Origin of the sequence: Streptomyces sp. NPDC046557, assembly GCF_040645975.1 — a bacterium.
Taxonomy (GTDB): Bacteria; Actinomycetota; Actinomycetes; order Streptomycetales; family Streptomycetaceae; genus Streptomyces.
In genome coordinates this window covers 462,360-488,885 of record NZ_JBEYZH010000003.1, presented here as the reverse complement: position 1 = coordinate 488,885, position 26,526 = coordinate 462,360, and the positions used below count along the sequence as shown (strand labels likewise).

The following is a 26,526-nucleotide window of genomic DNA, read 5'->3' as shown; positions in this document are numbered from 1 at the left end:
TGCGGCGGCGTGCCGGACTCCGTCCGGCGTTACGGGCGCCAGGGGATGCGGTGGTCGGACCAGAAGTCCCAGGTGGCCATCATCGCCTCCCACCCGTCCGGGAACTTCACCGTCACGCCCAGTTGGACCGGTTCCGTCGACGGGTGGTCGTCCAGGAGGGACGCGACGCCCGCGCGGGCCACGATCACGCAGGCGTGCCGGTGGCGGGAGGCCAGCACGCACAGGCGGCCCGTCTCCAGGTGGAAGGCCGTGGCGTCGGGGCGGCCCGAGAGGGGGTGCAGGACCACCGTGAGGTCGTACTCGCGGCCCTGGAGACGGTTCGCGGTGTCCACGGTGACGCCCGCGACGCCCAGGCCGGCCAGCGCCGCGCGGACCGCGGCCGCCTGGTCACGGTGCGCGGTGCCCACGGCGATCCGGTCCGGGGTGAGCGGGGTCGGACCGCCGGGGTGCTCGTCCTGCGTCACCGCCCCCCGGTCCAACGCCCGACGGACCACCAGTGCCACCGCCGCGACCGCCTCCGGATCGGTACGCGGCGTGTGCCGCGCGGGCAGCTCCAGCAGGCCCCACCCCGACGCGGCGGCCTCGTCGAGCACCCGATCCGGGCCCGACCCGTCGGAGGCGACCCCGTACGACAGCCGCCGTTCGCCCGGACCCGTACCGCTGCGGAACTGGCTGTACGGGTAGAAGGCCCGCGAGACCAGCGGCGCCGCCGACGCCGGGAGCCGCCACGACACCGGCAGCCGGTGCTGCGGCAGGTGCGGGTTGTGCGCCAGCAGGGTGGACACCGCCGAGGCCGAGGGATCGTAGGATAGCCCCGCCCACTGCTCGGCGCCGACCACGCTGAACGGGTCCAACTGCCCCGGGTCGCCCACGAACAACGCCCGCTCGAACAGCCCCGCCACGGCCAACAGCGCGTCCGAGCGCATCTGGTACGCCTCGTCCACGATGGCGTGCTCCCACGGTTCGGCGTCCTTCACGTACGCCCACTTCGCCGCCGTCGACACGGTGATCGGCAGCTCCGTGAGGTCGCCGGGCTTCGCCGAGAGGGTGACCGACGGCAGTTCGCGCAGCGCCGGGTCGTAGGCGTCGCCCTCGCTGCTGTGCAACCGGCCGACCTTCAGCTCGGGGTCCTTGTCGTGCAGCCGCAGCACCAGGTCGTCCACCTGGGCGTTGGTCTGCGCGACCACCATCAGCCGGCGTCCCGCGGCGGCCAGTTCGCGCGCGGCCCGCACCACCAGCGTGGACTTTCCGGCCCCGGGCGGGGAGTCGACGACGACACCCCGGTCGGTGCCGTGCAGGGTGTCGTGCAGGATGGCGGCGGTCGCCCGGGCGGCCGCCGCCCCCGGGTCGAAGGCGGTCAAAGGATGTCTCCCTCGGTGACGGGGTCGGGGAGGGGGTGCGCGACGGTCGCCGAACCGGGCGGGCCGCCGTGGGTCCACGGGGTCCGCTCCGGATCCGGCAGCTTCGGGCCGCCGCGCGCATCGTGCTCGAACAGCGTCCAGCAGAGCCGGTCGCCCTTCTCCGGCACCGTGCCCGGCGCCGGTTCCCGGCCCGGGCCCATCTTGTCGAGCAGGCGCAGCACGATCCCCCCGGCCTCGTCGAAGCGTACGAACTCGGCGGCCTGCGGGCGCCCGTCCAGCGAACGGAACACCTTCACGCCGCTCCCGTCGGTCAGTTGTGGCCGGTCCTCGGTGACCACGGTGACCAGCGGTCTCGGGCGGGGGCGCGCCGACTGTGTCCACTCCATCGTCACTTCGGTCACCTCGCCGGCGAACGCCTCGCCCGCGAGGCGGCGGCCGGCCATCACCAGGGGGTCGTCCAGCGCCTCCTGGGCGTCGAGCCGGACCTGCTCCGTCTCCCGCGTGGCCAGCTTCTGCGCCGCCGTCACCGCGTCGTCGCGGCGCGGCTGCGGCGGCTCGCCCGCCCGTACGCGGTCGCGGTGGCCGGTGTACGACCAGCGGTCGCGGGTCCACCGCTCCTCGGTCCGCTCCCCGGCGGGCAGGGCGCGCAGCAGGTCCAGGGAGCGCCACACGGCGTCCCAGGTGGGGCGCAACTGCGCGTCGACCAGCTCGCGCACCACCCGCTCGGCCCGTTCGACGGCGCCCCGGTCGGTCGCCTTCCCCTCGGCGCCCTCGGCGCCCTCGGCGCCCTCGGCGCCCTCGGTGCCCGCGGCGCGCGCCGCGTCATAGCGGGCCATCGCAGGCGCCAGCAGCTTGTTGTCGAAGGCGGGGTCGGTGGCGGGGCCGGCGGGCGGGACCAGCAACTGCCCGTCCCGGTCGCGGGCCAGTTCCGCGCGCAGCGCGGCCCGTGCCCCGGTTTCCCCCTCGGGCGGCGCGATCCAGGCCAGCAGCGCCCCCAGGTGCTGGTCCTCGACGCTGCTCTGCCCGGTCGCCCAGTGCCGGGACAGCAGCTCGGTCGCCGACAGCAGCAGGGCGGAACCGGGCACCCGCGAGCGTTCCGCGAGGTGGGTGAACCAGCGGCCCAGCAGCGGGACGTGGGTCGGTACCGGGTAGGGGTTCTCGGGGTCCTCCTCCGCGGTGCGCCGGAACCGCATCGACCGCCCGAGCAGCCGGACGTACTCCACGCCCGCCCGGCTCGGCACGATCAGCTGCGGCGCGTCCACGCACAGCTCGGTCTCCACCTTGACCCGCTTGCCGGTCTCCGGGTCGGTCTCGGTGCGCTCGGCCGGCTCGACGACGTCCGCGTACCCGTCGATGTACGGCATCACCTGCCGGGCCAGTTCCGCCAGGAACTCCCAGCGCAGGTCCCGGTCTCGCGGCTGCGGTATGACCAGCAGGCAAGGGTCGTCCCGGTCGGTGCCGACCAGCGCGCCGAGCGGCGCACCGGCCTCGCCGGAGGTCGTCAGCGGTACGAGGACCAGCGGGCGTTCGCTCAGATGCCGGTGCCGTACGGTCGCCAGGGCTTCGGCCCGGCCCGAGCGGACCGCCTCGAGCCGCGCGAGGGTGTTCAGCAGGGGCATGCGGAGTCCTCCGGGTCCGGTGACGGGGTGCGTGCGGACGCGAGTGCCAACGCCTCGGCCCGCAGCCGGGCGGCCCGGCGCAGCGCGGCGGCGGTCGGGTCCTCGGCGGGCCCGGCACCGCCGGCGGCCGCCAGGGCCCCCTCGACGGTGGTCAGCCCGCCCAGCTCGGCGCGCAGGGACCGGCCGAGCGCGCCCACCTCGTCGGCGGCGCGGGCCCGCTGCCGGCAGTGGAAGGCCAGCTCGCAGGCGGCCAGGCATTCGGGCGCGTAGGAGGCGGGGACCGCCGAGACGGCCTCGGTGAGATCCTCGGCCGACCGCGCGGGATCGAAGCACAGGTGCTCGGGCAGCAGGGCGGCCAGCTCCTCGACCCGGGTCAGCCGCTCCAACTGGCGCCGGGTGACGGCACGCTCCCGGCGGACGTCGACCAGCGCGGCGGTCGGCAGGTTGGAGAAGTCCTTGGGGCAGACCAGCACCACCTCGTGGCCCACGGTGGCCCCGGGCAGCTTCTCGGCGGTGCCCTCCAGGGCCAGGACGTACACGGCGGCCTGCCGGGCGGCGGCGCCGACCTTCGCCGGGTCGGCGCTCCCGTCGATCATCGGGAACGACTTGATCTCCACGACCGTCCAGCGGCCGTCGGGGTGCACCACGACGGCGTCCGGCTCCAGGTACGCGGGGGAGCCCGCCACCTCCAGGGCCAGCATCGGGTGGTCCAGTAGCGTCCAGGCGCCGGTGGCGGTCGCCTCGCGCAGCGCGAGCGCGGTGCGGGCGGCCCGGCCCTGGGGTCCGGCGGCGGTGAGGTCGGGGACGAGGGCGGCCGGGCCGGGCGGGCCGGGCGGCTCGGTTCCGGCGCCGAGGCGTTCGTGCACCAGGCGCAGCAGCTCCGCTCCGCCGTCGCCCTTGACCTTGGCCTCGAACGAGTTGCCCCGGATGATCGCGAACTGTGACTGCCCGAAGGCGGAGGGCGAGCCGAGGGCCGAGGCCAGGGCCGTCTTGTCCACGCCGGCGCCGTCGAGCAGGGCCCGTCTGCCGCAGCCGGGGTTGGCGGCCAGCGCGGCGAGCGCCCGGGCGTCGAGCGGGCGGGGCGGCACGGCCGGCCCGCGCAGGTCGGCGAGCCGCTGCCGCAGGGGGGTCTGCTGCGGTGTCGTCTGCGAAGGGACGCGGGGCGGGTAGGAGCTCACGGGCGGAAGTGTCCCATCCGCCACTGACAATCGTGGCCCTCCGTCCGAAATCCGGCTGCGTCGCTCGGGAAGGGTGGCCGGTGGGGTGGACGCGGCGCGGTGCCCCGTCGCCGCGTCGTGGATGATGGACGGACGCATCCGTACGGATACGGGAGCTTTCCGTACATCGGTCAATCCATCCACCCGGACCGGGAGAAAAGCACATGGCCCCCCGCATCCTGCTGGCCCGCCACGGCCAGACGGCGTGGTCCCAGCTCGGCAAGCACACCGGACGCACGGACGTGCCGCTGCTGGAGGAGGGTCGGCGGGGCGCGAAGCTGCTCGGCGAGCGACTGGCCCGGGACCCGTGGGCGGGCCTGCGCGGCCTGGAGGTACGCACCAGCCCGCTGGTCCGGGCCGCCGAGAGCTGTGACCTGGCGGGCTTCGGGGCCCAGGCCGAGCCGTGGGACACGCTGATGGAGTGGGACTACGGCGATTACGAGGGCATGACCCCGGCCGAGATCCAGGCGGTCCGGCCGGGCTGGCTCATCTGGCGCGACGGGGCGGCCGGCGGCGAATCCGTCGCCGATGTCGCGGCCCGCGCGGACGAGGTCGTCGCCTGGGCCCGCTCGGCCGAGCGGGACGTCCTCGTCTTCGCCCACGGCCACATCCTGCGCACGCTCGCCGCCCGCTGGCTCGGCTTCGAGGCTTCCTTCGGCGCCCGCATCCGCCTGGACCCCACGTCCCTGTCGGTCTTGGGCTGGGCGTACGGCGCCCCCGCGCTGGAACGTTGGAACGACACGGGACACCTGGACGGCTAGAGCGCCCCAAGTGCCGTGTGCGCCATATCGTCATCGGGATTCGGCTGCGAGGATCAACGCATGACGATCACTTCCGTGGTGCTGCGGCGCCGAGTGGACGACCTCGAACGGGCCCTGCCCTTCTACGAGAAGCTGACGGGCGAGACGCCGGCCCGGTTCGCCTTCGCGGGGCTGGAGCTGGCGAGCGTGGGACCGTTCCCGCTGTTCACGGGACCGCCGGAGGTCGCGGCACGGTTCGCCGGGGTCTCGGCCACCCTGGGCGTCGCCGACCTCGACGCGGTGGTGGCGACCGGGGTGGAGGCCGGGGCGGAGTTGGTCGGGGCGCCGACGGACACGCCCAATGGGCGGCGGGCCGTCCTGCGCCATCCCGACGGCGCGGTGTACGAGTACGTCGGCGCCTGATCCGCGCGCCGCAGCGTCAGAACGGCGCCGCCTGGCGGGAGAGGAACGCGGCCACGCGCGGGGAGCGTTGGTGGGGGAGCAGGGTGCGGGCCGTCGTCGCCAGCATGGAGCGGATACGCGTCGATTGGACCTCGGCGAGCAGGTCCAGCACCCGGCCGCCCGCCCAGGCCGCCTCGTCGGGCGCCCCCGCGTGGGCCAGGTCACCGGCGAGTTCGGCTGTGTAGAAGGCCACGTTCCGCGCGAAGTGCGGGTCCTGGAGGTCCGCCGCGCGCCGGGCGTGCCGGGCCGCCCGCGCGTGCTCCCCCAGCGCCGCCCAGCAGCGGGACTCCAGGGACTCCAGTTCGGCCTCGCCGAAGAAGCTCATCCACTCCGGGTCGGCGCTCGCCTCCCCCCGCGCGAACTCCGCGTGCGCCCGCGTCAGGGCCTCCTCGCAGGACTTCCGCTCGCCCAGCCCCGCCCAGCCGCCCGCCTCCCGCAGCGCGAGCAGCGACAGCAGCCGCGGGGAACCCAGCGAGCGCGCGGCGCGGCGGCCCGCCTGGGCGGCGCGCACCGACTCGCGCGCCCGCCCGCAGTCGCGGGCCAGGAACGCCATGTTGCTGAAGGCGTGCGCCTCCAGGGCCGCGTTCCCCGCCACCCGGGCCGTCGCCAACGCCTCCGCGTAATGCGAGCGGGCGTCCTCGAAACGACCTGAGTCGTGGGCCAGCCAGCCCACCGAGACGGCCAGTTCCCCGGCGCCCGCGTGCAACCGGTCCTCGGTCGACTGGCGGGTTGCCCCCGCGTCCAGCAACGCGTAGGCGGCGCGCAGCGGTTCGGCCGCTCGCCGGTACAGGGCGTCGGCCCCGTGCCGGTCGTCGAGCAGCCGGATCTGGCGTACGGCGTCCTCGACGGCTGCGGCCTCCGCCGCGCCGGCCCGGGACGACGGCCGGCGCGGGTCGCCGGGCACGGTGAGGCCGAGCGTCGCGGCCGCCACGGTCGCGGAGCCGCCGGCCATGAACGCGCGACGCAGCACGTCACTCTCCTTGGAACGGGGGACGAAGGGGGTGGGGGCGGTCGGCGCCGGTGCGGTGCGCCGTCCGGAGCGCCCGCGCACCGACTCGCGCGGGAAGAACCCGAGATCGGCCGGTGTGCGACCGGGGAACATGTGCAGGAACACCCGCTCGTAGGCGTAGTTGGGGCAGCGGATCTCCCCGGACTCGACCCGGCCGATGTAACGGGCGTCGCAGGAAACCGTTTCGCCGATCTCGCGTGCCGCGCGGCGCACCATGGCCGCGAACTCGGCGGGGGAGTGGGCGCCGCGCAGCCGCCGGAAGGCGGTGTTGGGTGAGTGGGGGGACGCCGCCATGGACGTGACCTCTCTGGACTTCGGGCTGTGTAGACGCTGGTGCCCGGCGGGCATGAACGTACCGCCGCTGGAGGACCGTTCATGCGATGTTTGCCTACAAAACGGATATCTCACCCGTGATCCGCCATGAACTGCCATCCTTTGCGGCATCGTTGCGCCGCACCCGTTGACGTTCCGCCGCGTTGAACCCATGCGGAGTGGCTCGTACGCGGATCGAGGAGGGGTTCCCTTGATGGAGGGCGGCATGGAGAGCACTGGAACGAACACCGCGCCACGGCCGGGCGCAGCCCTGACGGCGGGAGGACCGGCCGACGCGCCCGATCTGGTGACCGTACCCACCCGCCAGGGTCTGGAGGCGGTCGACATCATCCGCCGGGCGACCGGCCACACCGCTCCGGGCGTCGGCCCCGTCCTGCACGACGGTTCCGGCGACACCCTGGGCTTCCTCGTCCCGCCCGGTACCGCCGACGCCTGGGACCTGCCGGGCAGCGCCTGTACGCAGACCAACGGGCGGGGCATGCGCTTCGGCGACCTGGCCGGCGGCGCCGCGGACGCCCCGCCGGCGGCCGGGGACCCCGCCTGGCTGCTCCCGCCGGAGGCCGTGGGACCGGTCACCGACCCCGACGTGCTGCGCGCCGCGCTCGGCGAGGCCGCCCGGCTGATCGAGGCGGCGGACAACTGCCGCTGAGGCGCCGACCGGCCAAGACATCGGGAGGCCCGGGCCCGGCGTCATACGCGCCGGTCATACTGGGGCCATGGCCGGTAAGAGCAGGGACAAGCGGCGCGGGACCGGCGAGGCGGTCGTCGCGCAGGTGGACGGCGGCCGGGCGGAGCTGGCACCCGACCGCGAACGCGCCCGGGCGTGGACGCTGCTCCTCGACGGGGCCCCGCAGTCACACGTCGACCTGGCCGATCCGCTCCACCTGGACTTCGCCTACCAGCGGCGCATCGGCCACCTCATCGACCTCGTCGCGCCCGACCGCCGCCCCCTGAACGTGGTGCACCTGGGCGGCGGGGCCCTGACCCTGGCCCGCTACACCGCCGCGAGCCGTCCCCGCTCCACGCAGCAGGTGGTGGAGATCGACGCCGCCCTGGTGGCCTTCGTACGGGAACACCTGCCGCTGGACCCGCAGGCGCGCGTCCGCATCCGGGCGGTGGACGCGCGGGCCGGGCTCGCCAAGGTGCCGGACGGCTGGGCGGACCTGGTCATCGCGGACGTGTTCAGCGGTTCCCGCACCCCCGCCCACCTGACCAGCACCGAGTTCCTGGACGACGTGCGCCGGGCCTTGGCGCCCACCGGGTGGTACGTGGCGAACCTGACGGACGGGCCGCCGCTCACCCATCTGCGGGGCCAGATCGCCACCGCCGCCTCCCGCTTCGGCGAACTGGCGCTGGCGGCCGACCCGGTGGTGTGGCGGGGGAAACGTTTCGGCAACGCGGTGCTCGTCGCCGCCGACCGGGAGCTGCCCGTCGCCGAGTTCACCCGAAGGGTGGCGAGCGACCCGCATCCCGGGCGGGTCGAGCACGGCCGGGCGCTGGCGGACTTCGCGGGCGGCGCGGCCCCCGTCGCGGACGCCTCGGCGGTGGCCTCGCCCGAGCCCCCTCCCTCGGTGTTCCGCTAGCCGCCCCCGGCCCCGCTCCCGGCGGCGCCCCCGGCCCCGCTCCCGGCGGCGCCCCCGGCCCCGCTCCCGGCGGCGCCCCCGGCCCCGCTCCCGGCGGCGGCAGCCCTGGCGCGCAGGCGGCGTTTGTCCGGCTTGCCGCGGTCCGTCAGCGGCAGGGCCGGCAGCCAGAACACCGCCGTCGGCCGGTGGTCGGGGGCCAGTTCGGCGGCCACCCGCGCGCACGCCCCGGCGGCGGCCCCGTCGGTGGGGGCGTGCCCGGCGGCCGGGACCAGGAAGGCGCACACCTGCTCGCCGGTGACGGCGTCCGGCCGGCCGACCACCGCGGCCTCGGCCACGGCGGGGTGCCGGCTCAGCGCCGCCTCGACCGGGCCGCAGTAGATGTTCTCGCCGTCCACCATCACCACGTCCTTGACCCGGTCGTCCAGGTACAGGTAGCCGTCCGCGTCGAGGTGCCCGAGGTCGCCCGTGCGCAGCCGGCCGTCGCGCAGCACCTCGGCCGTCAGGTCGGGCCGCCTCCAGTAGCCGGCCATCACCGTCCCGGAGCGCACCCACACCTCACCGGTGGCCCCGGGCCCGAGGACCGTCGTCCCGTCCGCACCCCGCACCTCCACCTCGACGCCGGGCGCGGGCCGCCCGACCGACGCGAGCAACTCGGGGCGGGTGGTCCGGGCGGCGTCGTGGTCCGCCTCCGAGAGGCGGCAGATCACCCCGGCCTCGTTCATCCCGTACCCCTGGCGCCAGCGCACCCCGGGGCCCCAGCGGGTCAGCGCCTGCCGCAGCCGTTCGGGGGCGATGGGGGAGTCACCGTACGAGACGCGCTCCAGACCGGGCACGCCCCGGGCGGTCGGCGGGTGGTCCAGAAGCCGGTACACCATCGAGGTCGTCAGGTAGGTGGAGACCGGCCCCAGCCGCCGGCAGGCGGCGGCGAACCCGCCCGGGTCGAACGGGCCGCCGAGGATCTGCGAACGGCCCCCCGCACGCAGCTGTTCGAGGCAGCGGCCCCCCGAGCGCTGGGCCAGGGAGGTCACCGACAGGTACACGGTCTCCGCGCCGCGGGCGCCGTCACGGGCCGCCAGCGCGGCGAAGGTGGACGCGACCCCCTTGGGCCGCCCGGTCGTGCCGCCCGTGTAGGTCACCCGGGCCACGTCCTCCTCACGCGCCCGCACCGGCACCGGCCGGGCCTCCCGGGCGGCGGCCCGCTCCAGCAGCCCCGCCAGGGTGATCCGCGCGGCGCCGGTGTCCGGAACGGGGGTGTCGTGGACCACCAGGACCGGTTCGCAGTCCCGCAGGAGAAAGTCCAGGCCGTGGGTGGCCGGCCCCACGCTCACCTGGGTCAGCCGCGCCCCCAGCACGTGCGCGGCCAGCCGCACCGGCAGCGCCTCGTACGGGTTCCCGGCCGTCACACAGGCCAGCCCGGTCCCGCGCCGCACGCCGAGCTCCTCCAGGGCGCCGGCCAGCCGGTAGGTCAGGGTCAGCACGTCGGCGTACGAGAGCAGGACCGCACCGGCGCCGATCGCGGGCCGCCCGGCGTACCGCTCGCACGCGCCGACCAACTCCGTGACGTACCGCGCCCCACCGCCCATGCCCACCGCTCCCGTCGTTCGCCGCGCCCGGGGCGACCGTATCCCTACCGTTCGTCGACCTGCACGCGCGGCGCCTCGTTGTACCAGGTGCAGAACACCGATGCCTCGCGGCCGTCCCGGGTGAAGGTGACGCGGATCCAGTAGTCCTGCTTCCACACCTGCATCCGCCAACCTCCCGCCGGCGTGGCGGAGACCAGCTCGGCGGAGGTCGCGCCGAGGTCGAAGACGACCCGGCCGCCCGAGACGGTGTACCCCTTCACGTCCTCTGACTCCCCCGCCGCCGCCCGGCGGGGCGGCGGCGAGGACTTCGGCTCGGCGGCGGAGGGCGGGAGCGTCACGGAGGCGGGAGCGGAGGCGGACGGCGAAGGGGACCCGGGCGACGGCGACGGCGTACCGGAGGGCGACGGCGGTGCCGCGGGCGTCTGCGAGCCCCACGTGGAGGACGACAGCGGCAGCGCGGCCAGCGGAACGGCGCGCGGGGGATCGTAGGCCGTTCCGGACATGACGGTGTGGACGCCCCACCACGACAGCGTCACCGCCGCCCCCGTGGCGAGCGTCCAGGCGAACGTGTGCAGAAGACCCCGGTGCATGAGGGCACATACTGCACCACGCGTCCCAAGGGTCGACCGACACCCCGCCCGGTAGCCCGAATGGACTACGGTGCCGCCATGGCAAGTGTGCTCGTGGTCGAGGACGACCAGTTCGTACGTTCCGCCCTCATCCGGCACCTGACCGACGCCTCCCACGCCGTGCGCAGCGTCGGTACGGCCCTGGAGGCCCTGCGGGAAGTCGCCCACCACCGCTTCGACGTGGTCATCCTGGACCTGGGCCTGCCTGACCTCGACGGGTCCGAGGCGCTGAAGATGCTGCGCGGCATCACCGACGTACCGGTCATCATCGCGACCGCCCGGGACGACGAGGCCGAGATCGTCCGCCTGCTCAACGACGGCGCCGACGACTACCTCACCAAACCCTTCTCGGTGGAACACCTGTCCGCCCGGATGGCCGCCGTGCTGCGCCGCTCCCGCGCCGCCGGCGCCGAACCGCCCCCGCGCGTCCTGCGGGTCGGCGGGCTCGCCATCGACCCGCTGCGCCGCCAGGCCGAGCTCGACGGGGCGGTACTGGACCTGACCCGCCGGGAGTTCGACCTGCTGGCCTTCCTCGCCGGGCGGCCCGGCGTCGTCGTGGCCCGGCGCGAGCTGCTCGCCGAGGTGTGGCAGCAGGCGTACGGGGACGACCAGACCATCGACGTCCACCTGTCCTGGCTGCGCCGCAAGCTCGGCGAGACGGCCGCCAACCCCCGCTACCTGCATACCCTGCGCGGGGTCGGCGTCAAGCTGGAGGCACCGCGGTGAGGCGGCGGCCGTGAGGTGGGCGCTGGTCAAGGTGTGCCTCGCCGTCACCGCCATGGTGGTCATCGCGTTCGCCGTCCCGCTCGGGCTGGTGGTGCGGGAGATGGCCAGCGACCGGGCGTTCTCCAACGCGGAGCGGCAGGCCGCGAGCATGGCGCCGACCCTGTCCATCACCACCGACCCCGTCCAACTGCGCAAGGCGGTCGAGTCCACGCAGATGGGAGCCGCCCAGCGGATGGCGGTCCACGTCCCGCCGATCGGCGACCGGGTGGCGGTGGACATCGGCGCCGGTTGGGCGGGCCCGCACGCCGTGGAGGAGACCCGGCGGATGGGCCGGGCCACGACCGCCTCGGTGGCGGGCGGCGGATCGGCGCTCCTCCAACCGACCGCGCTCGGCTCCGGTGACATCGCGGTCATCGAGATCTACGTACCGGAGCGCGAGGTCAGCAACGGAGTCACCACCGCCTGGCTGGTGCTGGCCGGGGTGGGGCTCGCGCTGATCGTCGGCTCGGTGGCGGTCGCGGACCGGCTCGGCGCCCGCCTGGTGCGCCCGGCGGAACGGCTCGCGGACGCCGCGCACCGGCTGGGGCAGGGGCGGCTCGGGGTGCGCGTGCCGGAGCAGGGGCCCAAGGAGCTGCGCTCGGCGGCCGTCGCGTTCAACGCGATGGCCGACCGGGTGGTGGAGCTCCTCGCCAACGAGCGGGAGTTGGCCGCCGACCTCTCGCACCGGCTGCGGACGCCGCTGACGGTGTTGCGGCTCAACGCGGCCTCCCTCGGGGACGGCCCGGCCGCCGAGCAGACGCGGGAGGCCGTGGAGCAACTGGAGCGGGAGGTCGACACGATCATCCGTACCGCCCGGGAGCAGCGTTCCCCGGCCGGCGCGGGCGGTCCCGGGGCGGGGGCGGGGGCGGGCTGCGACGCCTCGGAGGTGATCCGCGACCGGATGGCGTTCTGGTCGGCGCTCGCGGAGGACGAGGGGCGCGAGGTCCGCCTCGCCGGGGTGGACCGTCCCGTACGGATTCCGGTGGCCCGGCCAGAGCTGGCGGCCGCCTTGGACGCGTTGTTGGGCAACGTCTTCCGGCACACCCCCGAGGGGACGCCCTTCGCGGTCGACGTGCACGACGCGGGTGACGCCGTCATCGTCCTCGTGTCGGACGCCGGTTTCGGCATCGACGACCCGGACGCGGCCCTGCGGCGCGGCAACGACGGCGGCCGGGACGGCTCCACGGGGCTCGGCCTGGACATCGTGCGCCGGGTCGCGGAGTCGACGGGCGGGGACGTCCGACTGGGCCGTTCGGTGCTCGGCGGCACCGAGGTCCGCATGTGGATCGCGCTGGACGGGCGGGCGCGGGCGGAGGACCGGCGCAGCCGCCGCAAAGGACGCGGGGCCAAGTAGACGGCCGGCGCGCCCGGACGGCGGCCCACCGCTTGCCGCCCCCGGGACCGGCCCCGAGGGTGGCCGTGAAGGACCGACCCGTCACCACCACCGAAGGGGCCCCGATGCGCGTCATGCTCCGCGCCCACATGGACACCGCCGCCACCAATGAATCGATCAAGAGCGGCGCTCTTCCCCAGGCCATGCGCAAACTGCTGGAGATGCTCAAGCCCGAGTCCGCCTACTTCGGCCTCTCCGAGGGCGTCCGCTCGTGCTGGATCGTGTTCGACATGCAGGACAGCTCGCAGCTTCCGGCGATCGGCGACGAGTTGTTCAGCCAGCTGGGCGCCGAGATGGAGATCTGTCCCGTCATGACCGCCGAGGACCTGACCAAGGGCCTCCAGGCCATCGGGCGCTGAACCGCGGTCCCGCCGCCGCGGGCAGGCGGCGGAACACCCGTCTCGCACATCCGTTCAGTCGAGCCGGCCGCTGCGGGCCACACCGGCGTACCAGCGGGCGCTGGAGCGCGGGGTGCGGACCTGGGTTTCGTAGTCGACGTGGACGATGCCGAACCGCTTGGCGTACCCGTAGGCCCACTCGAAGTTGTCCATCAGCGACCACAGGAAGTAGCCCTCCACCGGGGCCCCGTCCCCGATCGCGCGGTGCACCGCCACGAGGTGCTCGCGCAGGTACCCGATGCGCCGGGGGTCGTGCAGGTCGGGGGCGTACGCGGCGCCGTTCTCGGTGACCAGCAGCGGCAGGCCCGGCGCCTCGCGGGCGAAGCGCACCAGCAGGTCGTGGAGGCCCGTCGGGTCGACGGCCCAGCCCATGTCGGTCACCTCGCCCGGCGGCTGGTGGAAGGCCACCGTGTCCGCGCCCGGCCAGGGCGAGTGGTCGGCGCAGCCGTGGCCGTCCGCGCGGGGGCCGCCCGGGGCGGCGCACCCCGACACCACCGCCGGCGTGTAGTAGTTCACCCCGAGGAAGCCCAGGGGCTGTCGGATCAGCGCCTCGTCGCCGGGCCGCAGGAACGCCCAGTCCGTCACCTTCGCGGTGTCCTCCAGCAGGTCCTGCGGATAGGCGCCGTGCAACAGCGGCCCGGTGAAGATCCGGGTCGCCAGCGCGTCGACCCGGCGCGCGGCGTCCGCGTCGGCCTCGGAGTCCGTCATCGGCCGTACCGCGCTCGGGTTGAGCGTGATGCCGACCCGCGCCGTCGAGGGCAGGACGCTCGCCGCCAGGCCGTGCGCGAGGTTCAGGTGGTGCGCCGCGCGCAGCGAGTCGGCGGGGGAGGTGCGGCCGGGCGCGTGGACCCCGGAGGCATAGCCCAGGAAGGCGCTGCACCAGGGCTCGTTGAGCGTCGTCCACATCCCGACCCGGTCCCCCAGCGCCCGCCCGACCTGCTCCGCGTAGGCGGCGAAGGCGTAGGCGCTCTCGCGCTGCGGCCAGCCGCCCGCGTCCTCCAGTTCCTGCGGCAGGTCCCAGTGGTAGAGCGTCGGGCAGGGCCGGATCCCGTACGACAGCAGCTCGTCCACGAGCGCGTCGTAGAAGCCGATGCCGCCCGCGCGCACCCGTGGCCAGGACACCGAGAACCGATAGGCGGTGAGCCCCAGTTCGGCCATCAGTGCCACGTCCTCGCGCCACAACCTCAGGTGGTCAGCCGCCACGTCCCCGGTGTCACCGCCGTGCACCTTGCCCGGGGTGCGGCAGAAGGTGTCCCAGATGGAGGGGCCGCGCGACTCGGCGCCGCCCTCGATCTGGTACGCCGCCGTGGCCGCGCCCCACAGGAACCCCTCGGGGAACTCCATCGCGTTCAACCCTTCACCGCCCCCTGCATGATGCCGCCGACGATCTGGCGGCCGAAGATGAGGAACACCAGCAGCAGCGGGAGCGTGCCCAGCAGCGCACCCGCCATGATCACGGACTGGTCCGGGATGTAGCCGCGGCCCAGGCCCGTCAGGGCCACCTGGACCGTCGGGCTGCCGTTCTGCGTCAGCGCGATGATCGGCCAGAAGAAGTCGTTCCAGGTCATCACGAAGGTGAGCATCCCCAGCACCGCCATCGCCGGGCGGGCGGCGGGGAAGACCACGTGCCACACGATCCGCAGCGAACTCGCCCCGTCCGTCCGAGCCGCCTCCACCAGCTCCACCGGCAGCGCCTGCGTCAGGTACTGCCGCATGAAGAACACCCCGAAGGCGGACACCAGCGCCGGCAGCATCACCGCCTGGAGCCGGTCCGTCCAGGACAACTCGGCGATCAGCATGTACAGCGGTACGACGCTCAACTGCGGCGGGATCAGCATCGTCGCCACCACCAGCGCCAACAGCCCGCGGCTGCCCCGGAACCGCAGCCGCGCGAACGCGAAGCCCGCCAGGGTGGACAGCAGCACCGTCCCCGCCGCGACCGTGCCCGCGACCACCAGCGTGTTCAGCAGTGCGGTGCCCATGCGGGCGTCGGTCCAGGCGATCGACAGGTTGCGGCCCAGGTTCCCGCCGAACCAGAACGGCGGCGGGGTCTGCGCCAGCCGGGTGTTGGTGCGGGAGGCCGCGATCGCCGTCCACACCAGCGGGAAGAGGGAGCCGGCGGTGAACAGTCCCAGGACGACGTACGTGGGCTTGCCCGCCCGCATGACCTTCACCGGGACCCTCCCCGCACCAGCCGGGCCGCGCCCGCGACCAGCAACAGCATCAGGAACATCGCCCACGCGATCGCCGACGCCCGCCCCAGGTGCAGGTTCACCCAGCCCTGCTCGTACAGGTACAGGCCCAGCGTCTGGAACTGGTGGTCCGAGCCGCCCGTGGCGCCCGAACCGCCGTTGAACAGCAGCGGCTCGCCGAACAACTGGGTGGCCCCGATCGTGGACACCACACAGGTGAAGAAGATCGTCGGCCGCAGGGAGGGCACCGTCACGTGCCGGAACTGCTGCCACCGCGAGGCGCCGTCCAGCGCGGCGGACTCGTACAGGTCACCGGGGATGGCCTGCATGGCCGCCAGGTAGATCAGCGCGTTGTAGCCGGTCCACCGCCACACCACGATCGTGGACACCGCCACCTGGGAGGCCAGGGTGCCGTTCTGCCAGTCGACGGGCCCGATCCCGACCGCCGACAGCGCCCAGTTGACCATGCCGTAGTCCCGGCCGAAGAGCAGCACGAAGACGAGCGTGGCGGCGGCGACGGACGTCGCGTACGGGGTCAGCACCGCGACCCGGAAGAACGCCGAGCCCCGCAGGCGGTAGTTGAGCAGATGCGCCAGGCCCAGCGCGATCGACAACTGCGGCACCGTCGACAGCAGCCCGATGGTGACCGTGTTGCGCAGCGCGTTCCAGAAGAACGCGTCGTCCCACAGCCGGGTGAAGTTCCGCAGCCCCACCCACCTCATCGAGTCCGGGGCGGTCAGCTCCACCTGGTGCAGCGCCGCCCACCCCGTGTAGAGCAGCGGGAAGAGCCCGAAGGCGGTGAAGAAGAGGAAGAAGGGCGCCACGAAGGCGTACGGGCTCAGCCGCAGGTCCCACCGGTAGCGGCGCGAGCGCCACACCTGGCCCCGGCCGCCCGCGTCCGCCCCCGCCGAGGGGGAGGACGCGGGCGACAGGAGGACGGTCTCGTCGGTCACCGCCGCCTCACTGGTCCAGGGCGTTGTCGATCGCCGCCACCGCGGCGTCCCAGCCCTCCTGCGCCGACCGGCCCTTCTGGTCGACCTGGAGCATTCCGATGTCCGCCAGGTTCTGCGCGATGACCAGGTCCTTGGGGCCGAGCACCGTCACCGGCACGCCCTCGGCCGCACGGGCGAAGATCTCTCCGATCGGCGCGTCGCCGAAGTACGCGTGGTGCGCCCCCGCCACCGTCGGCAGCTTGTACGCGGCGCTCGCGCTGGGGAAGCTCCCGCGCTTCTCGAACAGCTTCGCCTGCTGCGCCGGCGCCGTCAGCCAGGCGGCCAGCTTCGCCGCCTCCTGGGCGTGCTTGCCCGCCTTGGGCACCACCAGGAACGAGCCGCCCCAGTTGCTCGGCTTCGGGGCCGCCGCCACGTCCCACTTGTCCTTGCCCGCCGGGCCCGTCTTGTCCTGGATGTAGCCGAGCATCCAGGCCGGGCAGGAGACCGTCGCGAAGCTGCCGTTGGAGAAGCCCTGGTCCCAGGCCGGGGTGAACTGCTGGAGTTTCGCGCTCAGCCCCTCGGAGGCGAACCGGGCCGCCAGGTCGAAGGCCCCGCGCACCGCGGGGTTCGTCTTGTAGACGACCTTGCCCTGCTCGTCGTAGAACCGCTGGGCGTTGCCGCCGGTGACCGCCGCCATCACACCGGACGCCGAGTCCACGAACGCCTGGCCGTCGCCCGCCTTCGCCTTGTACGCCTTGCCCGTCTCCAGGTACTTGTTCCAGTCGCCCGCCCAGAGCGCGCCCACCGCCGCCCGGTCGGTGGGCAGCCCGGCCGCCGCGAAGAGGTCCTTGCGGTAGCAGATGCCCTGCGGGCCGATGTCGGTGCCGAGGGCGACGGTCGCACCGCTCTTGGCGGTGCCCTGCGCCCACTTCCACGGCAGGTACGCCGCCTTGTCCGCCCCCGGTGCCTTGCCGAGGTCGACCAGCTTGTCCGCCTGCGTCGAGGTGATCTCCGCGATGTTGTTGACCTCGACGGCCTGGATGTCGGCGAGGCCGCTGCCCGTGCCCAGGTGGGTGAGGAGCTGCGGGTAGTAGTTCTCGTTGCGCTCGATGGAGGTCTGCTCGATCCGCACGCCCGGGTGCTGCGCCATGTACTCGTCGTACAGGCCGGCCTCCTTGAGCCCGAAGGCGCCGAACACCCCGACGGTGAGGGTCGTCGTCGCCTTGCCGCCGGCCGCCGAGCCCTGCTCCGAGGGCTCGGCGGGGTCCTGGGAGCAGCCCGCGAGGAGCAGGGCCGCGACGGCGGCGACGGCCAGGGCTCTGAGGGACGTGGGGGTGTGGGGCCGGGATCGGGCTCGCATCGGGATCCTCCTGGGAAGGACAGGACGTGCCGGGTGTCGTGTGCCACAGTGTGGGAGCGCTCCCACCGCCGTCAAGAGGCGGTCAAGAGGTAGATTCACAGCCGGGAGGAAGCCATGAGCGGGCAAGGGCGCAGCGGGGGACGGCCGACCCTGGAGGAAGTCGCGGTGCGGGCCGGCGTGGGGCGCGGCACGGTCTCCCGGGTGATCAACGGATCCTCCAAGGTCAGCGAGCACACCAGGGCTGTCGTGGAGGCCGCCGTCGCCGAACTCGGATACGTGCCCAACCGCGCGGCCCGCGCCCTCGCCGCCAACCGTACGGACGCCATCGCCCTCGTCATACCCGAGCCGGAGGCCCGTTTCTTCGCCGAGCCCTACTTCTCCGACGTCGTGCGCGGCGTCGGCGCCACCCTCGCCGAGACCGACGTCCAACTGGTGCTCACCCTCGCGGGCGGCGAGCGGCAGCGCAGGCGGCTGGCCCAGTACCTCTCCGGGCACCGCGTCGACGGGGTGCTGTTGGTCTCCGTACACGCCGGGGACCCGCTGCCGGAGCTGCTGACCGAACTGGGCATCCCGGCGGTGATCAGCGGGCGCCGCTCGGCCGACGAGACGTTGCCCTGCGTGGACTCCGACAACCTGGCGGGCGCCGCCGGAGCGGTCCGCCACCTCCTGGGGCGGGGCCGGCGGGCGATTGCCACCATCACCGGGCCGCTGGACGTGTACGGGGCCCAGTGCCGCCTCGACGGCTACCGGCAGGCCCTCGCCGCAGCCGGGCACCCCGCGGACGAGTCGCTGATCGCGACGGGGGACTTCACCGAGGAGGGCGGCCGCCGGGCCATGCGGGAGCTGCTGGAGCGCCGGCCGGCCCTGGACGCCGTCTTCGCCGCCTCGGACGTCATGGCGGCGGGCGCCCGCCTGGAGCTGCGGGCGGCGGGCCGCCGGACACCGCGGGACGTGGCGCTGGTGGGCTTCGACGACTCGGTGGTTGCCCGGCACATGGACCCCCCGCTGACCAGCGTCCGCCAGCCGATCGAGGAGATGGGCCGGACGATGGCACGGCTGCTGCTGGAACGGATCGCGGGCGGCCCGGGCGACACCGCCGTGGTCCTGCCGACCGAACTGGTGGTCCGGGAGTCGTCCTGAGGCGCCGGACGGAAGGCGCACCGGGCGCACGGCGCGCAGGGGGGCCGACATGCGGAAGGCCCCGGCCGCTTCCGCGTACCGGGGCCTTCCCACAGGGTGAGTGACGGGACTTGAACCCGCGGCCACCTGGACCACAACCAGGTGCTCTACCAACTGAGCTACACCCACCATGCCCGGTCGCCTGAGCGACCGGCCGAAGAAAAGGGTACAGGGTCCGGGAGGGTGCTCGCTCCCCCCTTTCCCCGCCACCGTCCCCGGGTGGTGCTACTCGCCGGCTACGACGTACTTCGCGGCGATGCTGCGCGCCGTGTCCGAGTCGGGCCCGGGCTGCGGGACGAAGACCGCCTCGCGGTAGTAGCGCAGCTCGGCGATGGACTCCTTGATGTCCGCGAGCGCCCGGTGGTTGCCGTTCTTCGGCGGACTGTTGAAGTAGGCCCGCGGGTACCAGCGGCGCGCCAGCTCCTTGACCGAGGACACGTCCACGATCCGGTAGTGCAGGTACGACTCCAGCGCGGCCATGTCCCGCAGCAGGAAACCGCGGTCGGTGCCGACCGAGTTCCCGCACAGCGGCGCCTTGCCGGGCTCCTTGACGTGCTCCCGCACGTACGCCAGGACCTGCGCCTCGGCGTCCGCCAGGGTGGTTCCGCCGGCCAGCTCGTCGAGCAGGCCGGAGGCCGTGTGCATCTGGCGCACCACGTCGGGCATGGTCTCCAGGGCCGCGTCCGGCGGGCGGATCACGATGTCCACGCCTTCGCCGAGCACGTTGAGCTCCGAGTCGGTGACCAGTGCGGCCACCTCGATAAGTGCGTCGTCCGTCAACGAGAGCCCGGTCATCTCGCAGTCGATCCACACCATGCGATCGTTCATGGGCCCCAGCTTAGGGGGTGTCCGCCGGATCATGGCCGGGTCCGGCCCACCCGGCACTCGGTAAGCCGCGCGACGCGAAGGTCCCCCACATCGGGGACGGCCGATGTGGGGGACCTTCGTCGCGCGTTCGCGGTACGGGCTACGCGTGCTCGCGCAGGACCCGCCCCGGGGAGTACAGCTCGGTTACCGTCGGACCGGCCGCGGCCAGGGCCGCCGCCGCCCGCTGCGGGGTGCGCTGGTGCGGCACCGGACCACCCGACAGCTCGGCCACGTGCGGTACGTCGGCCTGCGGCCGGCGCGCCCGGTAGGCGGAGCGGTAGGCGGCCGGGGACGACCCCAGCTGACGCCGGAAGTGACCGCGCAGCGCGACGGGCGAACGGAACCCGCAGCGCCCGGCGACCTCGTCGACCGAGTAGTCGGAGGTCTCCAGCAGCCGCTGCGCCTGGAGCACCCGCTGGGTGATCAGCCACTGGAGCGGCGCGCTGCCGGTGAGCGAACGGAACCGGCGGTCGAAGGTGCGCCGGCTCATGTAGGCGCGGGCGGCCAGCGTCTCCACGTCGAACTGCTCGTGGAGGTGTTCCAGCGCCCAGGCGACGACCTCGGCCAGCGGGTCGGCGCCGATCTCCTCCGGCAGTGACCGGTCGAGGTAGCGCTCCTGGCCGCCGGTGCGGCGCGGTGGGACGACGAGCCGGCGGGCCAGTGCCCCGGCCGCCTCGCTGCCGTGGTCCGTGCGCACGATGTGCAGGCACAGGTCGATTCCGGCCGCGGTGCCCGCGGAGGTCAGTACGTCGCCGTCGTCGACGAACAGCTCGCGCGGGTCGACGTGGACGGACGGGTACCGCTTGGCCAGCGTCGGCGCGTACATCCAGTGCGTCGTCGCGGGCCGGCCGTCGAGCAGACCGGCGGCGGCGAGCACGAAGGCCCCCGTGCACAGTCCGACGATCCGGGCCCCCTCCTCGTGCGCCAGACGCAGTGCGTCGAGCGCCTCGGGAGGCGGCGGTGAGGTGATGGAGCGCCAGGCCGGAACGACGACCGTGCCTGCCCGGGCGATCGCCTCCAACCCGTACGGCGCGGTCAGTTCGAGTCCGCCGGTGGTCCGCAGCGGACCGTCCTCACCTGCGCACACGAGTAGTCGGTAGCGTGGAACTCCCGCGTCCTGCCGGTCGATGCCGAACACGGAAAGTGGAATGGAACTCTCGAAGATCGGTCCGCCGCTGAACAGCAGCACCGCGACGATCTCCCTGCGGCGACGCCCCGCGAGCTTCCGGCCCGCGTCCGCGACGACTGCGGTGGAATCCTGGCTCATGGCGCTAAGCCCCCCTTGGGTGTCGCGACTCCTTGGTCTGGTCGCACCTGCACGTTTCCCCTCGGCCTTGCACGTGGATCCCCCGCCGTAAATACATGATCGAATCTACTGCGTCCCGTGGTGTCGGCGTGACAAGTTCAGCACGCAGCGCTATGTCGACTTGGCAACTTGGCGAAAAGCATTCGATCAGTAAGCGTTCCACTCCGCTACCCGTTCAGGAAGCGCTCGGTCCGGCCATGGCCAGTACTCATGGGGTCGAGAGCCCGTCGACGCTCCGTCGTCGCTGGTGGTAGGGGGGTTGGGGGGACATTCCGGCAAGGAACGGACCCTGCCGGGAAGTTGGCCGAAAACAGGTGGGTGTGTACGTGCGAACCGGTCAGTCGTGCGGGGACATCGCGCCGGGAGCGTGACAGCCGCGGTGCGAACCGGCCCCGCCGCGCGAGTGCCGGCCGCGGTGGCCGGACCCGGAGGCCTCCTCGGTGCGGACCCGCGCCGCGGCCCGCTCCGCCCTCTCCGATTGCCGCAACAGGGCCCGGCAGGCGGCGGTGACGGCCGCCAGGCCGAGCGTCGCGACGGCGGCCCCGCCGAAGGAGGTCCCGTAGACGACCAGGACCACGGGGACGAGCAGACAACTGAACGCGGCCCAGCGCACGACCTCACCCGCCGGGTCGTCATGGGAGTGCCGCGCGGACCGCACGGAACGGTGAACGGGAGAAGGGGCGAAACGGGCTCCCCGTCCGGCGGACCGGGTGGGCTGCGTCGGCGGAGCGGGCTGGACGGGGTGATCCGGATGGCCGGGCACGTCGTACTCCCTGCGGGCTCTTCCTGGACGGTCGGACCCTTGTCCAACGGCGGGCGGCGGGGCTCGGTCACTGCGCGCACGGGTGGCGCGCCGCGCTTCCGTCACTGGCTGTAGGGGACAGCCGCCATTGCCAACGCGCCGCCCCTCGGGCATGCTCCCTGGGACGCTCCTCAAGGGCGGCAAGCCCTGTGCAGGACAAGGGTGTCGCCGTACTCTGAGAGGTAAGGGCACGGGAAGATGCTTCCCGGACAGGGCCCCCGTCACAGTGCGTCGCCGAAATCCCCCGTCGCTTCCTCCGAGCACCCTTCGCCGAGACACCCATGGCCGGTCACGAATACTCCGAACCCGCGGACCGCAAGCGCAAGCGCCTCGCCGACCCCGTGTCGGCCGACCTTCGCGCGGTGGAACAGACGCGCCTGCCCTGCGACCCGGCCTTCCGGCACGGCGTCGTGGTCGGCTTCGACGGCTCCACCTCCAGCGAGCGCGCCCTCGCGTACGCCATCGGGATGGCCCGGCGCTCCGGCTCCGGTCTGATCATCGTCCATGTGGCGAACCGGCTGCCCACCACCGTGTGGGCGGGCTGCGAGCCGCCCGTCTTCGTGGACGTCCCCGACCACCGCACGGAAGTGCTGGGGCTGGAGCTCGCCTGCGCGGACTACCTGGCCGAGGTGCCGTGGATCCTGGTCGAGCGGGGCGGCGACATCTGCCACGAGCTGGAGGAGGTCGGCCGCGAGTACTCGGCGGACGCCATCGTGGTCGGCTCCACGCACGGCATCGTCGGCCGGATCTTCGGCTCGGTGGCGGGGCGCCTGGCCAAACGGGCGCAGCGACCGGTTGTTGTGATTCCGTAACACTCCGTTCGCCGGTTGTGCGGTTGTGAACCCCCTTGTAAGGGGTAGATAAATGCTGCTGGGACGCAGCAAACAACTGCAGATCGAAGGGAGCCCGCCGTGGACAATGGTGTCTCTGCGGGAAGCACGGCCTCGACTTCGACCCTCGGGCACATAGCCCTGGGTCTCACCCTTCTCGCATTCGGTATCGGCCACACCGGCATCATCAGCGGCGTGAGCGCGGCCGACTCCGTATCCCTCGCGATGTACGTGGGCGGTCTCGCCCTCTTCGTCCTGGGACTTCTCGAATTCCGCGGCGGCAACGGCTTCAACGGCACCGCGTTCGCGGGCCTCGGAGCCTTCTGGTTCACCTGGGCCGGCGGAGCCGACGCCAAGGTCTCGGCCCACGCGGCGGGCCTGTTCCTGGTGCTCTTCGCCCTCCTCGCCCTCACCCTGACGGCGGGCGCGGCCGGCGGACTCTTCGGGCAGGGCGTCTACGGCCTGCTCACCCTTTCCCTGGTGCTCCTCGCGGTGGGCACCTTCGCCGGCAGCGGCGGACTGGGCAAGGTCGCCGGCTGGGTGGCGGCCGTCGCCGGCCTGCTGGCCTGGTACGGGGCGACGGCCGCCCTGGCCCACTGGCCGATGGCGGTCGGCCGGGGCTCCCGGCGGGGAGCCGTCGCCGCCTGACGAGGGCGTACGCGACCGGACGCGGACGCGCGCGTGAGAACGGGCCCCGGGGGAGAATTCCCCCGGGGCCCGTTCCGTGCCCATGCGCCGGTGTGCCTACTCGACCGTGACCGACTTCGCCAGGTTGCGCGGCTTGTCGATGTCCCGGCCCAGGGCCAGGGCGGTGTGGTACGCCAGCAGCTGGAGCGGGATGCCCATCAGGATCGGGTCCAGCTCGTCCTCGTTCTTCGGGACGACGATCGTGTGGTCGGCCTTCTCCTGCTCGCGGTGGGCGACCGCCAGGATCCGGCCGCTGCGGGCCTTGATCTCCTCCAGCGCCGCGCGGTTCTTGTCCAGCAGGTCGTCGTCAGGGACGATCGCGACCGTCGGCATCGCCGGCTCGATGAGCGCGAGCGGGCCGTGCTTGAGCTCGGACGCCGGGTACGCCTCCGCGTGGATGTAGGAGATCTCCTTCAACTTGAGGGAGGCTTCCAGCGCCACCGGGTAGCCGCGCACCCGGCCGATGAACATCATCGACTTGGCCTCGGCGTACTCCGCCGCCAGCTTCTTGATGTCCTCCTCGCCCTCCAGGATCTCCTGGATCTGGGCGGGCAGCTTGCGCAGGCCCTCGATGATCCGCTTGCCGTCGGTCACCGACAGGTCCCGGATGCGGCCCAGGTGCACGGCGAGCAGCGCGAAGGCCACGACCGTGTTGGTGAAGCACTTGGTGGACACGACGCAGACCTCGGGGCCGGCGTGCACGTACACGCCGCCGTCCGCCTCGCGGGCGATGGCGGAGCCGACCACGTTGACGACGCCGAGGACGCGGGCGCCCTTGCGCTTGAGCTCCTGGACGGCCGCGAGGACGTCGTAGGTCTCACCCGACTGGGAGACCGCGATGTAGAGGGTGTCCGGGTCCACGACCGGGTTGCGGTAGCGGAACTCCGAGGCCGGCTCGGCGTCGGCGGGGATGCGCGCCATGCCCTCGATGAGGCCGGCGCCGATCAGACCCGCGTGGTACGAGGTGCCGCAGCCCAGGATCTTGACCCGGCGGATGCCGCGAGCCTCGCGCGGGTCCAGGTTCAGGCCGCCCAGGTGGACGGTGGAGAAGCGGTCGTCGATCCGGCCGCGCAGCACGCGGTCGACGGCCTCCGCCTGCTCGGAGATCTCCTTGTGCATGTACGTGTCGTGGCCGCCCATGTCGTAGGAGGCGGCCTCCCACTCCACGGTCTCCGGCGTGGCGGTGGTCGTCGTACCGGAAGTGGTGTACGTACGGAAGTCGTCGGCCTTCAGCGTGGCCATCTCGCCGTCGTTCAGGGTGACGATCTGGCGGGTGTGGGCGACCAGCGCGGCGACGTCCGAGGCGACGAACATCTCCTTCTCGCCGATGCCGAGGACGACGGGGGAGCCGTTGCGGGCGACCACGATGCGCTCGGGGAAGTCGGCGTGCATGACGGCGATGCCGTAGGTGCCCTCGACGACCTTGAGCGCTTCGCGGACCTTCTCCTCCAGGGAGTCGGCCTGGGAGCGGGCGATCAGGTGGACGAGCACCTCGGTGTCCGTCTCGGAGACGAAGACCACGCCGTCCGCCTCCAGCTTGGCGCGCAGCTCGGAGGCGTTGTCCACGATGCCGTTGTGGACGACCGCGACCTTGTTCTCGGCGTCGAGGTGCGGGTGGGAGTTGATGTCGCTCGGGGCGCCGTGGGTGGCCCAGCGGGTGTGGGCGATGCCGGTGGTGCCGGCGAAGCGCTTGGGCACGCGGGATTCGAGCTCGCGGACCCGGCCCTTGGCCTTGACGACCTTCAGGGCCGCGGCCTTCGGGCTGTTGACGACGATGCCCGCGGAGTCGTAACCCCGGTACTCCAGGCGCTGGAGACCCTCCAGCAACAGCGGTGCGACGTCACGCTTGCCGATGTAACCCACAATTCCGCACATACGGTCTTGCCCCTCCTGAAGTCCGGTGGATCGTGCTCGTTGCCCGGCCCCGGGGGGCCGGCCCTGGTCGCCCTTGTCGGGCCCGCTCAGCCGTAGACGATGCGGCGCAGCTGCCGGAGCGAGAGCTCCGGGGGCGCCACGGCGCGGTGCGGCAGTTCGGCCGCGATGCGTTCGAAGATCTCCGCGTTGACGGAGCCGCCGGACTGCAGTTCGCGGTGGCGGCGGCGGACGAACGTCTCGGTCGTCTCGTCGAAGTAGGCGAGTACGTCGAGCACCACCCGGGCGGCTTCGCCTCGCTGGAGCGAGGTGCTGCGCATCAGGTGGTCGACGAGGTCGTCATGCGACGGGCGGCGGTCGAGCACTCGTAGATACTGACGGCCCGGGCGGCGGAACGCAAAGATCCTGCCCGAAACCGGGCAGGATCGGGCTGGTCTGGACCAGGGGAATGTGTTGTTCCGGTCAGGGTCGGTCAGAATTGCCCCAAAATGGCAGCTTTTGCGGTGATGAACTCATCGGCGGTGAGGATGCCGTCCTTGTGCAGCTCGCCGAGCTCGCGCAGTCGGCGCAGGAGCACGTCGTGGTCGGAGGCGGTGGGGCGGGGGGTCGAGAGGGGAGCGGTCGAGGTGACCGCGGGGGTCGGGGCGGCGCTCGGGGTGGCCGGGACGGCCGGGTGGGGGAGGCGTACGGTCACGGCCGCCGCGACCAGCGCGGTCAGCAGCTCCCTCTTGCCGAAGCCGAAGAGTTCCGCCGCGTACGGGTCGTACTTGGGCGCGGGCGCCGCCTGCGCACCCGTCAGAGTGAACCGGAGCCAGCCATTCGAGAGGCCCTTCGCCGGGACCCAGTCCACCGCCCGTACGTCCGCCATCCGGAACCGGCTCGGGCCGGCCGAGTGCTTGGCCTCCTCCGCGGTCCAGTTCCAGTCCAGCGTGATCGTGTCGCCGTCGAAGGACACCGCCGCGTCGCCCGCCTCGGCCGTCACCGGCACCGGCGGCCCGGGCAGCAGGTACGCGTCCGCCGGGCCGGGGTCGACCTGGTCGAGCAGCAGCGCGTTGCGCACCTCGTCCACGAAGTATTCGGCGACCGCGGCCCGGGCCGACTCCACGGTCAGCTTGTACGGGTCGGCGGCGTCGGGGAGCCGGCCGGCCGTGCCCTGGGTCAGCGGGTCGGCGGCGTCACGGAGCCGCAGCCGCAGTCGGCCCGACTTGCGGCCCGGTTCGTAGGAGATCCCGGCGATGGCCGGGAGCGGCACCGACAGTTCCCCGAGGGCCTGGCGCAGCGGGCCGACGTCCTTGTCCCGGCCCGGCACGATCCGTACCGTGTCGCCGTCGAAGGTCCATGTGCCGTCCTTCTGGATGATTTCCGCCATCTTGTCATTCTGTCACCGGTGTTGAGGCCCCCGATGGG

General features: G+C 73.5%; 26 protein-coding genes and 1 tRNA gene. 10 read left to right on the top strand and 17 right to left on the bottom strand.

Features of this window, described 5'->3' with window-relative positions; all coding sequences use genetic code 11:
- Positions 1-29: 29 nt before the first annotated feature.
- The 3 genes from ABZ934_RS11050 to ABZ934_RS11040 are packed head-to-tail and all read right to left on the bottom strand — an operon-like array spanning position 30 to position 4,158.
- Entirely contained in the window at positions 30-1,361 is a 1,332-nt protein-coding gene (locus tag ABZ934_RS11050; RefSeq protein WP_361311313.1) for an AAA domain-containing protein, read from the bottom strand.
- Positions 1,358-2,980, bottom strand: coding sequence for a hypothetical protein (locus tag ABZ934_RS11045; RefSeq protein ID WP_361311310.1), 1,623 nt, complete (start codon positions 2,978-2,980; stop codon positions 1,358-1,360). The genes ABZ934_RS11050 and ABZ934_RS11045 overlap by 4 nt, the downstream gene beginning before the upstream one ends.
- Positions 2,968-4,158 carry a hypothetical protein gene (locus ABZ934_RS11040; RefSeq protein WP_361311308.1) on the bottom strand — a complete coding sequence of 397 codons (1,191 nt, stop codon included), beginning with the start codon at positions 4,156-4,158 and terminating at the stop codon, positions 2,968-2,970. Before ABZ934_RS11040 ends, ABZ934_RS11045 begins: the two co-directional genes overlap by 13 nt.
- A gap of 203 nt (positions 4,159-4,361) precedes the next feature.
- Here ABZ934_RS11040 and ABZ934_RS11035 point away from each other — a divergent pair, with 203 nt between their 5' ends.
- Positions 4,362-4,958 carry a histidine phosphatase family protein gene (locus tag ABZ934_RS11035; protein ID WP_361311306.1) on the top strand — a complete coding sequence of 199 codons (597 nt, stop codon included), beginning with the start codon at positions 4,362-4,364 and terminating at the stop codon, positions 4,956-4,958.
- Between the two features lie 60 nt (positions 4,959-5,018).
- On the top strand, positions 5,019-5,360 hold the full coding sequence (locus ABZ934_RS11030; protein ID WP_361311303.1) for a VOC family protein: 342 nt from the start codon (positions 5,019-5,021) through the stop codon (positions 5,358-5,360).
- Between the two features lie 16 nt (positions 5,361-5,376).
- Here the strand turns inward: ABZ934_RS11030 and ABZ934_RS11025 are convergent, their stop codons facing one another.
- Positions 5,377-6,702 (bottom strand): tetratricopeptide repeat protein, encoded by a 1,326-nt coding sequence (locus tag ABZ934_RS11025; RefSeq protein WP_361311301.1) that lies wholly within the window; start codon positions 6,700-6,702, stop codon positions 5,377-5,379.
- Between the two features lie 244 nt (positions 6,703-6,946).
- Between ABZ934_RS11025 and ABZ934_RS11020 the strand changes: the two genes are divergently transcribed.
- Together ABZ934_RS11020 and ABZ934_RS11015 are read left to right on the top strand one after the other, a co-directional pair.
- Entirely contained in the window at positions 6,947-7,390 is a 444-nt protein-coding gene (locus tag ABZ934_RS11020) for a hypothetical protein (RefSeq protein ID WP_361311299.1), read from the top strand.
- A 67-nt stretch (positions 7,391-7,457) separates the two neighbouring features.
- The gene (locus tag ABZ934_RS11015) at positions 7,458-8,324 is read left to right on the top strand and encodes a fused MFS/spermidine synthase (protein WP_361311296.1); all 867 of its coding nucleotides are present in this window, start codon (positions 7,458-7,460) and stop codon (positions 8,322-8,324) included.
- Here the strand turns inward: ABZ934_RS11015 and ABZ934_RS11010 are convergent.
- Both ABZ934_RS11010 and ABZ934_RS11005 read right to left on the bottom strand, forming a co-directional pair.
- Entirely contained in the window at positions 8,321-9,907 is a 1,587-nt protein-coding gene (locus ABZ934_RS11010) for an AMP-binding protein (protein ID WP_361311293.1), read from the bottom strand. The genes ABZ934_RS11015 and ABZ934_RS11010 overlap by 4 nt on opposite strands.
- A gap of 44 nt (positions 9,908-9,951) precedes the next feature.
- The gene (locus ABZ934_RS11005) at positions 9,952-10,497 is read right to left on the bottom strand and encodes a hypothetical protein (RefSeq protein ID WP_361311290.1); all 546 of its coding nucleotides are present in this window, start codon (positions 10,495-10,497) and stop codon (positions 9,952-9,954) included.
- Positions 10,498-10,575: 78 nt separating this feature from the next.
- On the opposite strand from ABZ934_RS11005, the gene ABZ934_RS11000 reads away from it, so the two are divergent.
- The 3 genes from ABZ934_RS11000 to ABZ934_RS10990 all read left to right on the top strand — a co-directional run bounded on the left by ABZ934_RS11000 (position 10,576) and on the right by ABZ934_RS10990 (position 13,053).
- Positions 10,576-11,262, top strand: a complete 687-nt coding sequence (locus ABZ934_RS11000) for a response regulator transcription factor (RefSeq protein WP_361311287.1) — start codon at positions 10,576-10,578, stop codon at positions 11,260-11,262.
- 10 nt (positions 11,263-11,272) lie between these two features.
- Positions 11,273-12,655, top strand: a complete 1,383-nt coding sequence (locus tag ABZ934_RS10995; RefSeq protein ID WP_361311284.1) for a HAMP domain-containing sensor histidine kinase — start codon at positions 11,273-11,275, stop codon at positions 12,653-12,655.
- 65 nt (positions 12,656-12,720) lie between these two features.
- Positions 12,721-13,053 (top strand): DUF3303 family protein, encoded by a 333-nt coding sequence (locus ABZ934_RS10990; RefSeq protein ID WP_361311281.1) that lies wholly within the window; start codon positions 12,721-12,723, stop codon positions 13,051-13,053.
- Positions 13,054-13,107: 54 nt separating this feature from the next.
- On the opposite strand, the gene ABZ934_RS10985 is transcribed toward ABZ934_RS10990, so the two are convergent.
- The 4 genes from ABZ934_RS10985 to ABZ934_RS10970 form a co-directional block, all read right to left on the bottom strand.
- Complete coding sequence (locus ABZ934_RS10985; protein WP_361311278.1) at positions 13,108-14,436, bottom strand: GH1 family beta-glucosidase; 1,329 nt, start codon at positions 14,434-14,436, stop codon at positions 13,108-13,110.
- 5 nt (positions 14,437-14,441) lie between these two features.
- The gene (locus ABZ934_RS10980) at positions 14,442-15,257 is read right to left on the bottom strand and encodes a carbohydrate ABC transporter permease (RefSeq protein WP_361311409.1); all 816 of its coding nucleotides are present in this window, start codon (positions 15,255-15,257) and stop codon (positions 14,442-14,444) included.
- Between the two features lie 5 nt (positions 15,258-15,262).
- The gene (locus ABZ934_RS10975) at positions 15,263-16,162 is read right to left on the bottom strand and encodes a sugar ABC transporter permease (protein WP_361311407.1); all 900 of its coding nucleotides are present in this window, start codon (positions 16,160-16,162) and stop codon (positions 15,263-15,265) included.
- Between the two features lie 82 nt (positions 16,163-16,244).
- Complete coding sequence (locus ABZ934_RS10970; protein WP_361311276.1) at positions 16,245-17,576, bottom strand: extracellular solute-binding protein; 1,332 nt, start codon at positions 17,574-17,576, stop codon at positions 16,245-16,247.
- 114 nt (positions 17,577-17,690) lie between these two features.
- Here ABZ934_RS10970 and ABZ934_RS10965 point away from each other — a divergent pair, with 114 nt between their 5' ends.
- The gene (locus ABZ934_RS10965) at positions 17,691-18,716 is read left to right on the top strand and encodes a LacI family DNA-binding transcriptional regulator (protein ID WP_361311275.1); all 1,026 of its coding nucleotides are present in this window, start codon (positions 17,691-17,693) and stop codon (positions 18,714-18,716) included.
- Between the two features lie 95 nt (positions 18,717-18,811).
- Here ABZ934_RS10965 and ABZ934_RS10960 read toward each other — a convergent pair.
- The 4 genes from ABZ934_RS10960 to ABZ934_RS10945 all read right to left on the bottom strand — a co-directional run bounded on the left by ABZ934_RS10960 (position 18,812) and on the right by ABZ934_RS10945 (position 21,586).
- Positions 18,812-18,884: transfer RNA gene (locus tag ABZ934_RS10960), tRNA-His, on the bottom strand.
- A 96-nt stretch (positions 18,885-18,980) separates the two neighbouring features.
- The gene (gene orn, locus ABZ934_RS10955) at positions 18,981-19,583 is read right to left on the bottom strand and encodes an oligoribonuclease (RefSeq protein WP_361311272.1); all 603 of its coding nucleotides are present in this window, start codon (positions 19,581-19,583) and stop codon (positions 18,981-18,983) included.
- Positions 19,584-19,722: 139 nt separating this feature from the next.
- The gene (locus ABZ934_RS10950) at positions 19,723-20,889 is read right to left on the bottom strand and encodes a helix-turn-helix domain-containing protein (protein WP_136214349.1); all 1,167 of its coding nucleotides are present in this window, start codon (positions 20,887-20,889) and stop codon (positions 19,723-19,725) included.
- Between the two features lie 376 nt (positions 20,890-21,265).
- The gene (locus ABZ934_RS10945) at positions 21,266-21,586 is read right to left on the bottom strand and encodes a hypothetical protein (RefSeq protein ID WP_361311269.1); all 321 of its coding nucleotides are present in this window, start codon (positions 21,584-21,586) and stop codon (positions 21,266-21,268) included.
- A 425-nt stretch (positions 21,587-22,011) separates the two neighbouring features.
- Between ABZ934_RS10945 and ABZ934_RS10940 the strand changes: the two genes are divergently transcribed.
- Both ABZ934_RS10940 and ABZ934_RS10935 read left to right on the top strand, forming a co-directional pair.
- Positions 22,012-22,542 carry a universal stress protein gene (locus ABZ934_RS10940; RefSeq protein ID WP_361311267.1) on the top strand — a complete coding sequence of 177 codons (531 nt, stop codon included), beginning with the start codon at positions 22,012-22,014 and terminating at the stop codon, positions 22,540-22,542.
- Between the two features lie 99 nt (positions 22,543-22,641).
- Positions 22,642-23,208: a GPR1/FUN34/YaaH family transporter gene (locus ABZ934_RS10935; RefSeq protein ID WP_361311265.1), complete on the top strand. Its 567-nt coding sequence runs from the start codon at positions 22,642-22,644 to the stop codon at positions 23,206-23,208.
- 96 nt (positions 23,209-23,304) lie between these two features.
- On the opposite strand, the gene glmS is transcribed toward ABZ934_RS10935, so the two are convergent.
- The 3 genes from glmS to ABZ934_RS10920 form a co-directional block, all read right to left on the bottom strand.
- On the bottom strand, positions 23,305-25,122 hold the full coding sequence (glmS, locus tag ABZ934_RS10930; protein WP_361311262.1) for a glutamine--fructose-6-phosphate transaminase (isomerizing): 1,818 nt from the start codon (positions 25,120-25,122) through the stop codon (positions 23,305-23,307).
- Between the two features lie 86 nt (positions 25,123-25,208).
- Complete coding sequence (locus tag ABZ934_RS10925) at positions 25,209-25,484, bottom strand: hypothetical protein (protein WP_361311259.1); 276 nt, start codon at positions 25,482-25,484, stop codon at positions 25,209-25,211.
- Positions 25,485-25,591: 107 nt separating this feature from the next.
- Complete coding sequence (locus tag ABZ934_RS10920) at positions 25,592-26,488, bottom strand: DUF4429 domain-containing protein (RefSeq protein WP_361311258.1); 897 nt, start codon at positions 26,486-26,488, stop codon at positions 25,592-25,594.
- Positions 26,489-26,526: the final 38 nt, after the last annotated feature.

Coding starts and splice junctions, on each gene's coding strand:
- ABZ934_RS11045 (WP_361311310.1), bottom strand. CDS start 2,980: ATGCCCCTGCTGAACACCCTCGCGCGGCTCGAGGCGGTCCGCTCGGGC.
- ABZ934_RS11035 (WP_361311306.1), top strand. CDS start 4,362: ATGGCCCCCCGCATCCTGCTGGCCCGCCACGGCCAGACGGCGTGGTCC.
- ABZ934_RS11030 (WP_361311303.1), top strand. CDS start 5,019: ATGACGATCACTTCCGTGGTGCTGCGGCGCCGAGTGGACGACCTCGAA.
- ABZ934_RS11025 (WP_361311301.1), bottom strand. CDS start 6,702: ATGGCGGCGTCCCCCCACTCACCCAACACCGCCTTCCGGCGGCTGCGC.
- ABZ934_RS11020 (WP_361311299.1), top strand. CDS start 6,947: ATGGAGAGCACTGGAACGAACACCGCGCCACGGCCGGGCGCAGCCCTG.
- ABZ934_RS11015 (WP_361311296.1), top strand. CDS start 7,458: ATGGCCGGTAAGAGCAGGGACAAGCGGCGCGGGACCGGCGAGGCGGTC.
- ABZ934_RS11010 (WP_361311293.1), bottom strand. CDS start 9,907: ATGGGCGGTGGGGCGCGGTACGTCACGGAGTTGGTCGGCGCGTGCGAG.
- ABZ934_RS11005 (WP_361311290.1), bottom strand. CDS start 10,497: ATGCACCGGGGTCTTCTGCACACGTTCGCCTGGACGCTCGCCACGGGG.
- ABZ934_RS11000 (WP_361311287.1), top strand. CDS start 10,576: ATGGCAAGTGTGCTCGTGGTCGAGGACGACCAGTTCGTACGTTCCGCC.
- ABZ934_RS10985 (WP_361311278.1), bottom strand. CDS start 14,436: ATGGAGTTCCCCGAGGGGTTCCTGTGGGGCGCGGCCACGGCGGCGTAC.
- ABZ934_RS10980 (WP_361311409.1), bottom strand. CDS start 15,257: ATGCGGGCGGGCAAGCCCACGTACGTCGTCCTGGGACTGTTCACCGCC.
- ABZ934_RS10970 (WP_361311276.1), bottom strand. CDS start 17,576: ATGCGAGCCCGATCCCGGCCCCACACCCCCACGTCCCTCAGAGCCCTG.
- ABZ934_RS10965 (WP_361311275.1), top strand. CDS start 17,691: ATGAGCGGGCAAGGGCGCAGCGGGGGACGGCCGACCCTGGAGGAAGTC.
- orn (WP_361311272.1), bottom strand. CDS start 19,583: ATGAACGATCGCATGGTGTGGATCGACTGCGAGATGACCGGGCTCTCG.
- ABZ934_RS10950 (WP_136214349.1), bottom strand. CDS start 20,889: ATGAGCCAGGATTCCACCGCAGTCGTCGCGGACGCGGGCCGGAAGCTC.
- ABZ934_RS10940 (WP_361311267.1), top strand. CDS start 22,012: ATGGCCGGTCACGAATACTCCGAACCCGCGGACCGCAAGCGCAAGCGC.
- glmS (WP_361311262.1), bottom strand. CDS start 25,122: ATGTGCGGAATTGTGGGTTACATCGGCAAGCGTGACGTCGCACCGCTG.
- ABZ934_RS10920 (WP_361311258.1), bottom strand. CDS start 26,488: ATGGCGGAAATCATCCAGAAGGACGGCACATGGACCTTCGACGGCGAC.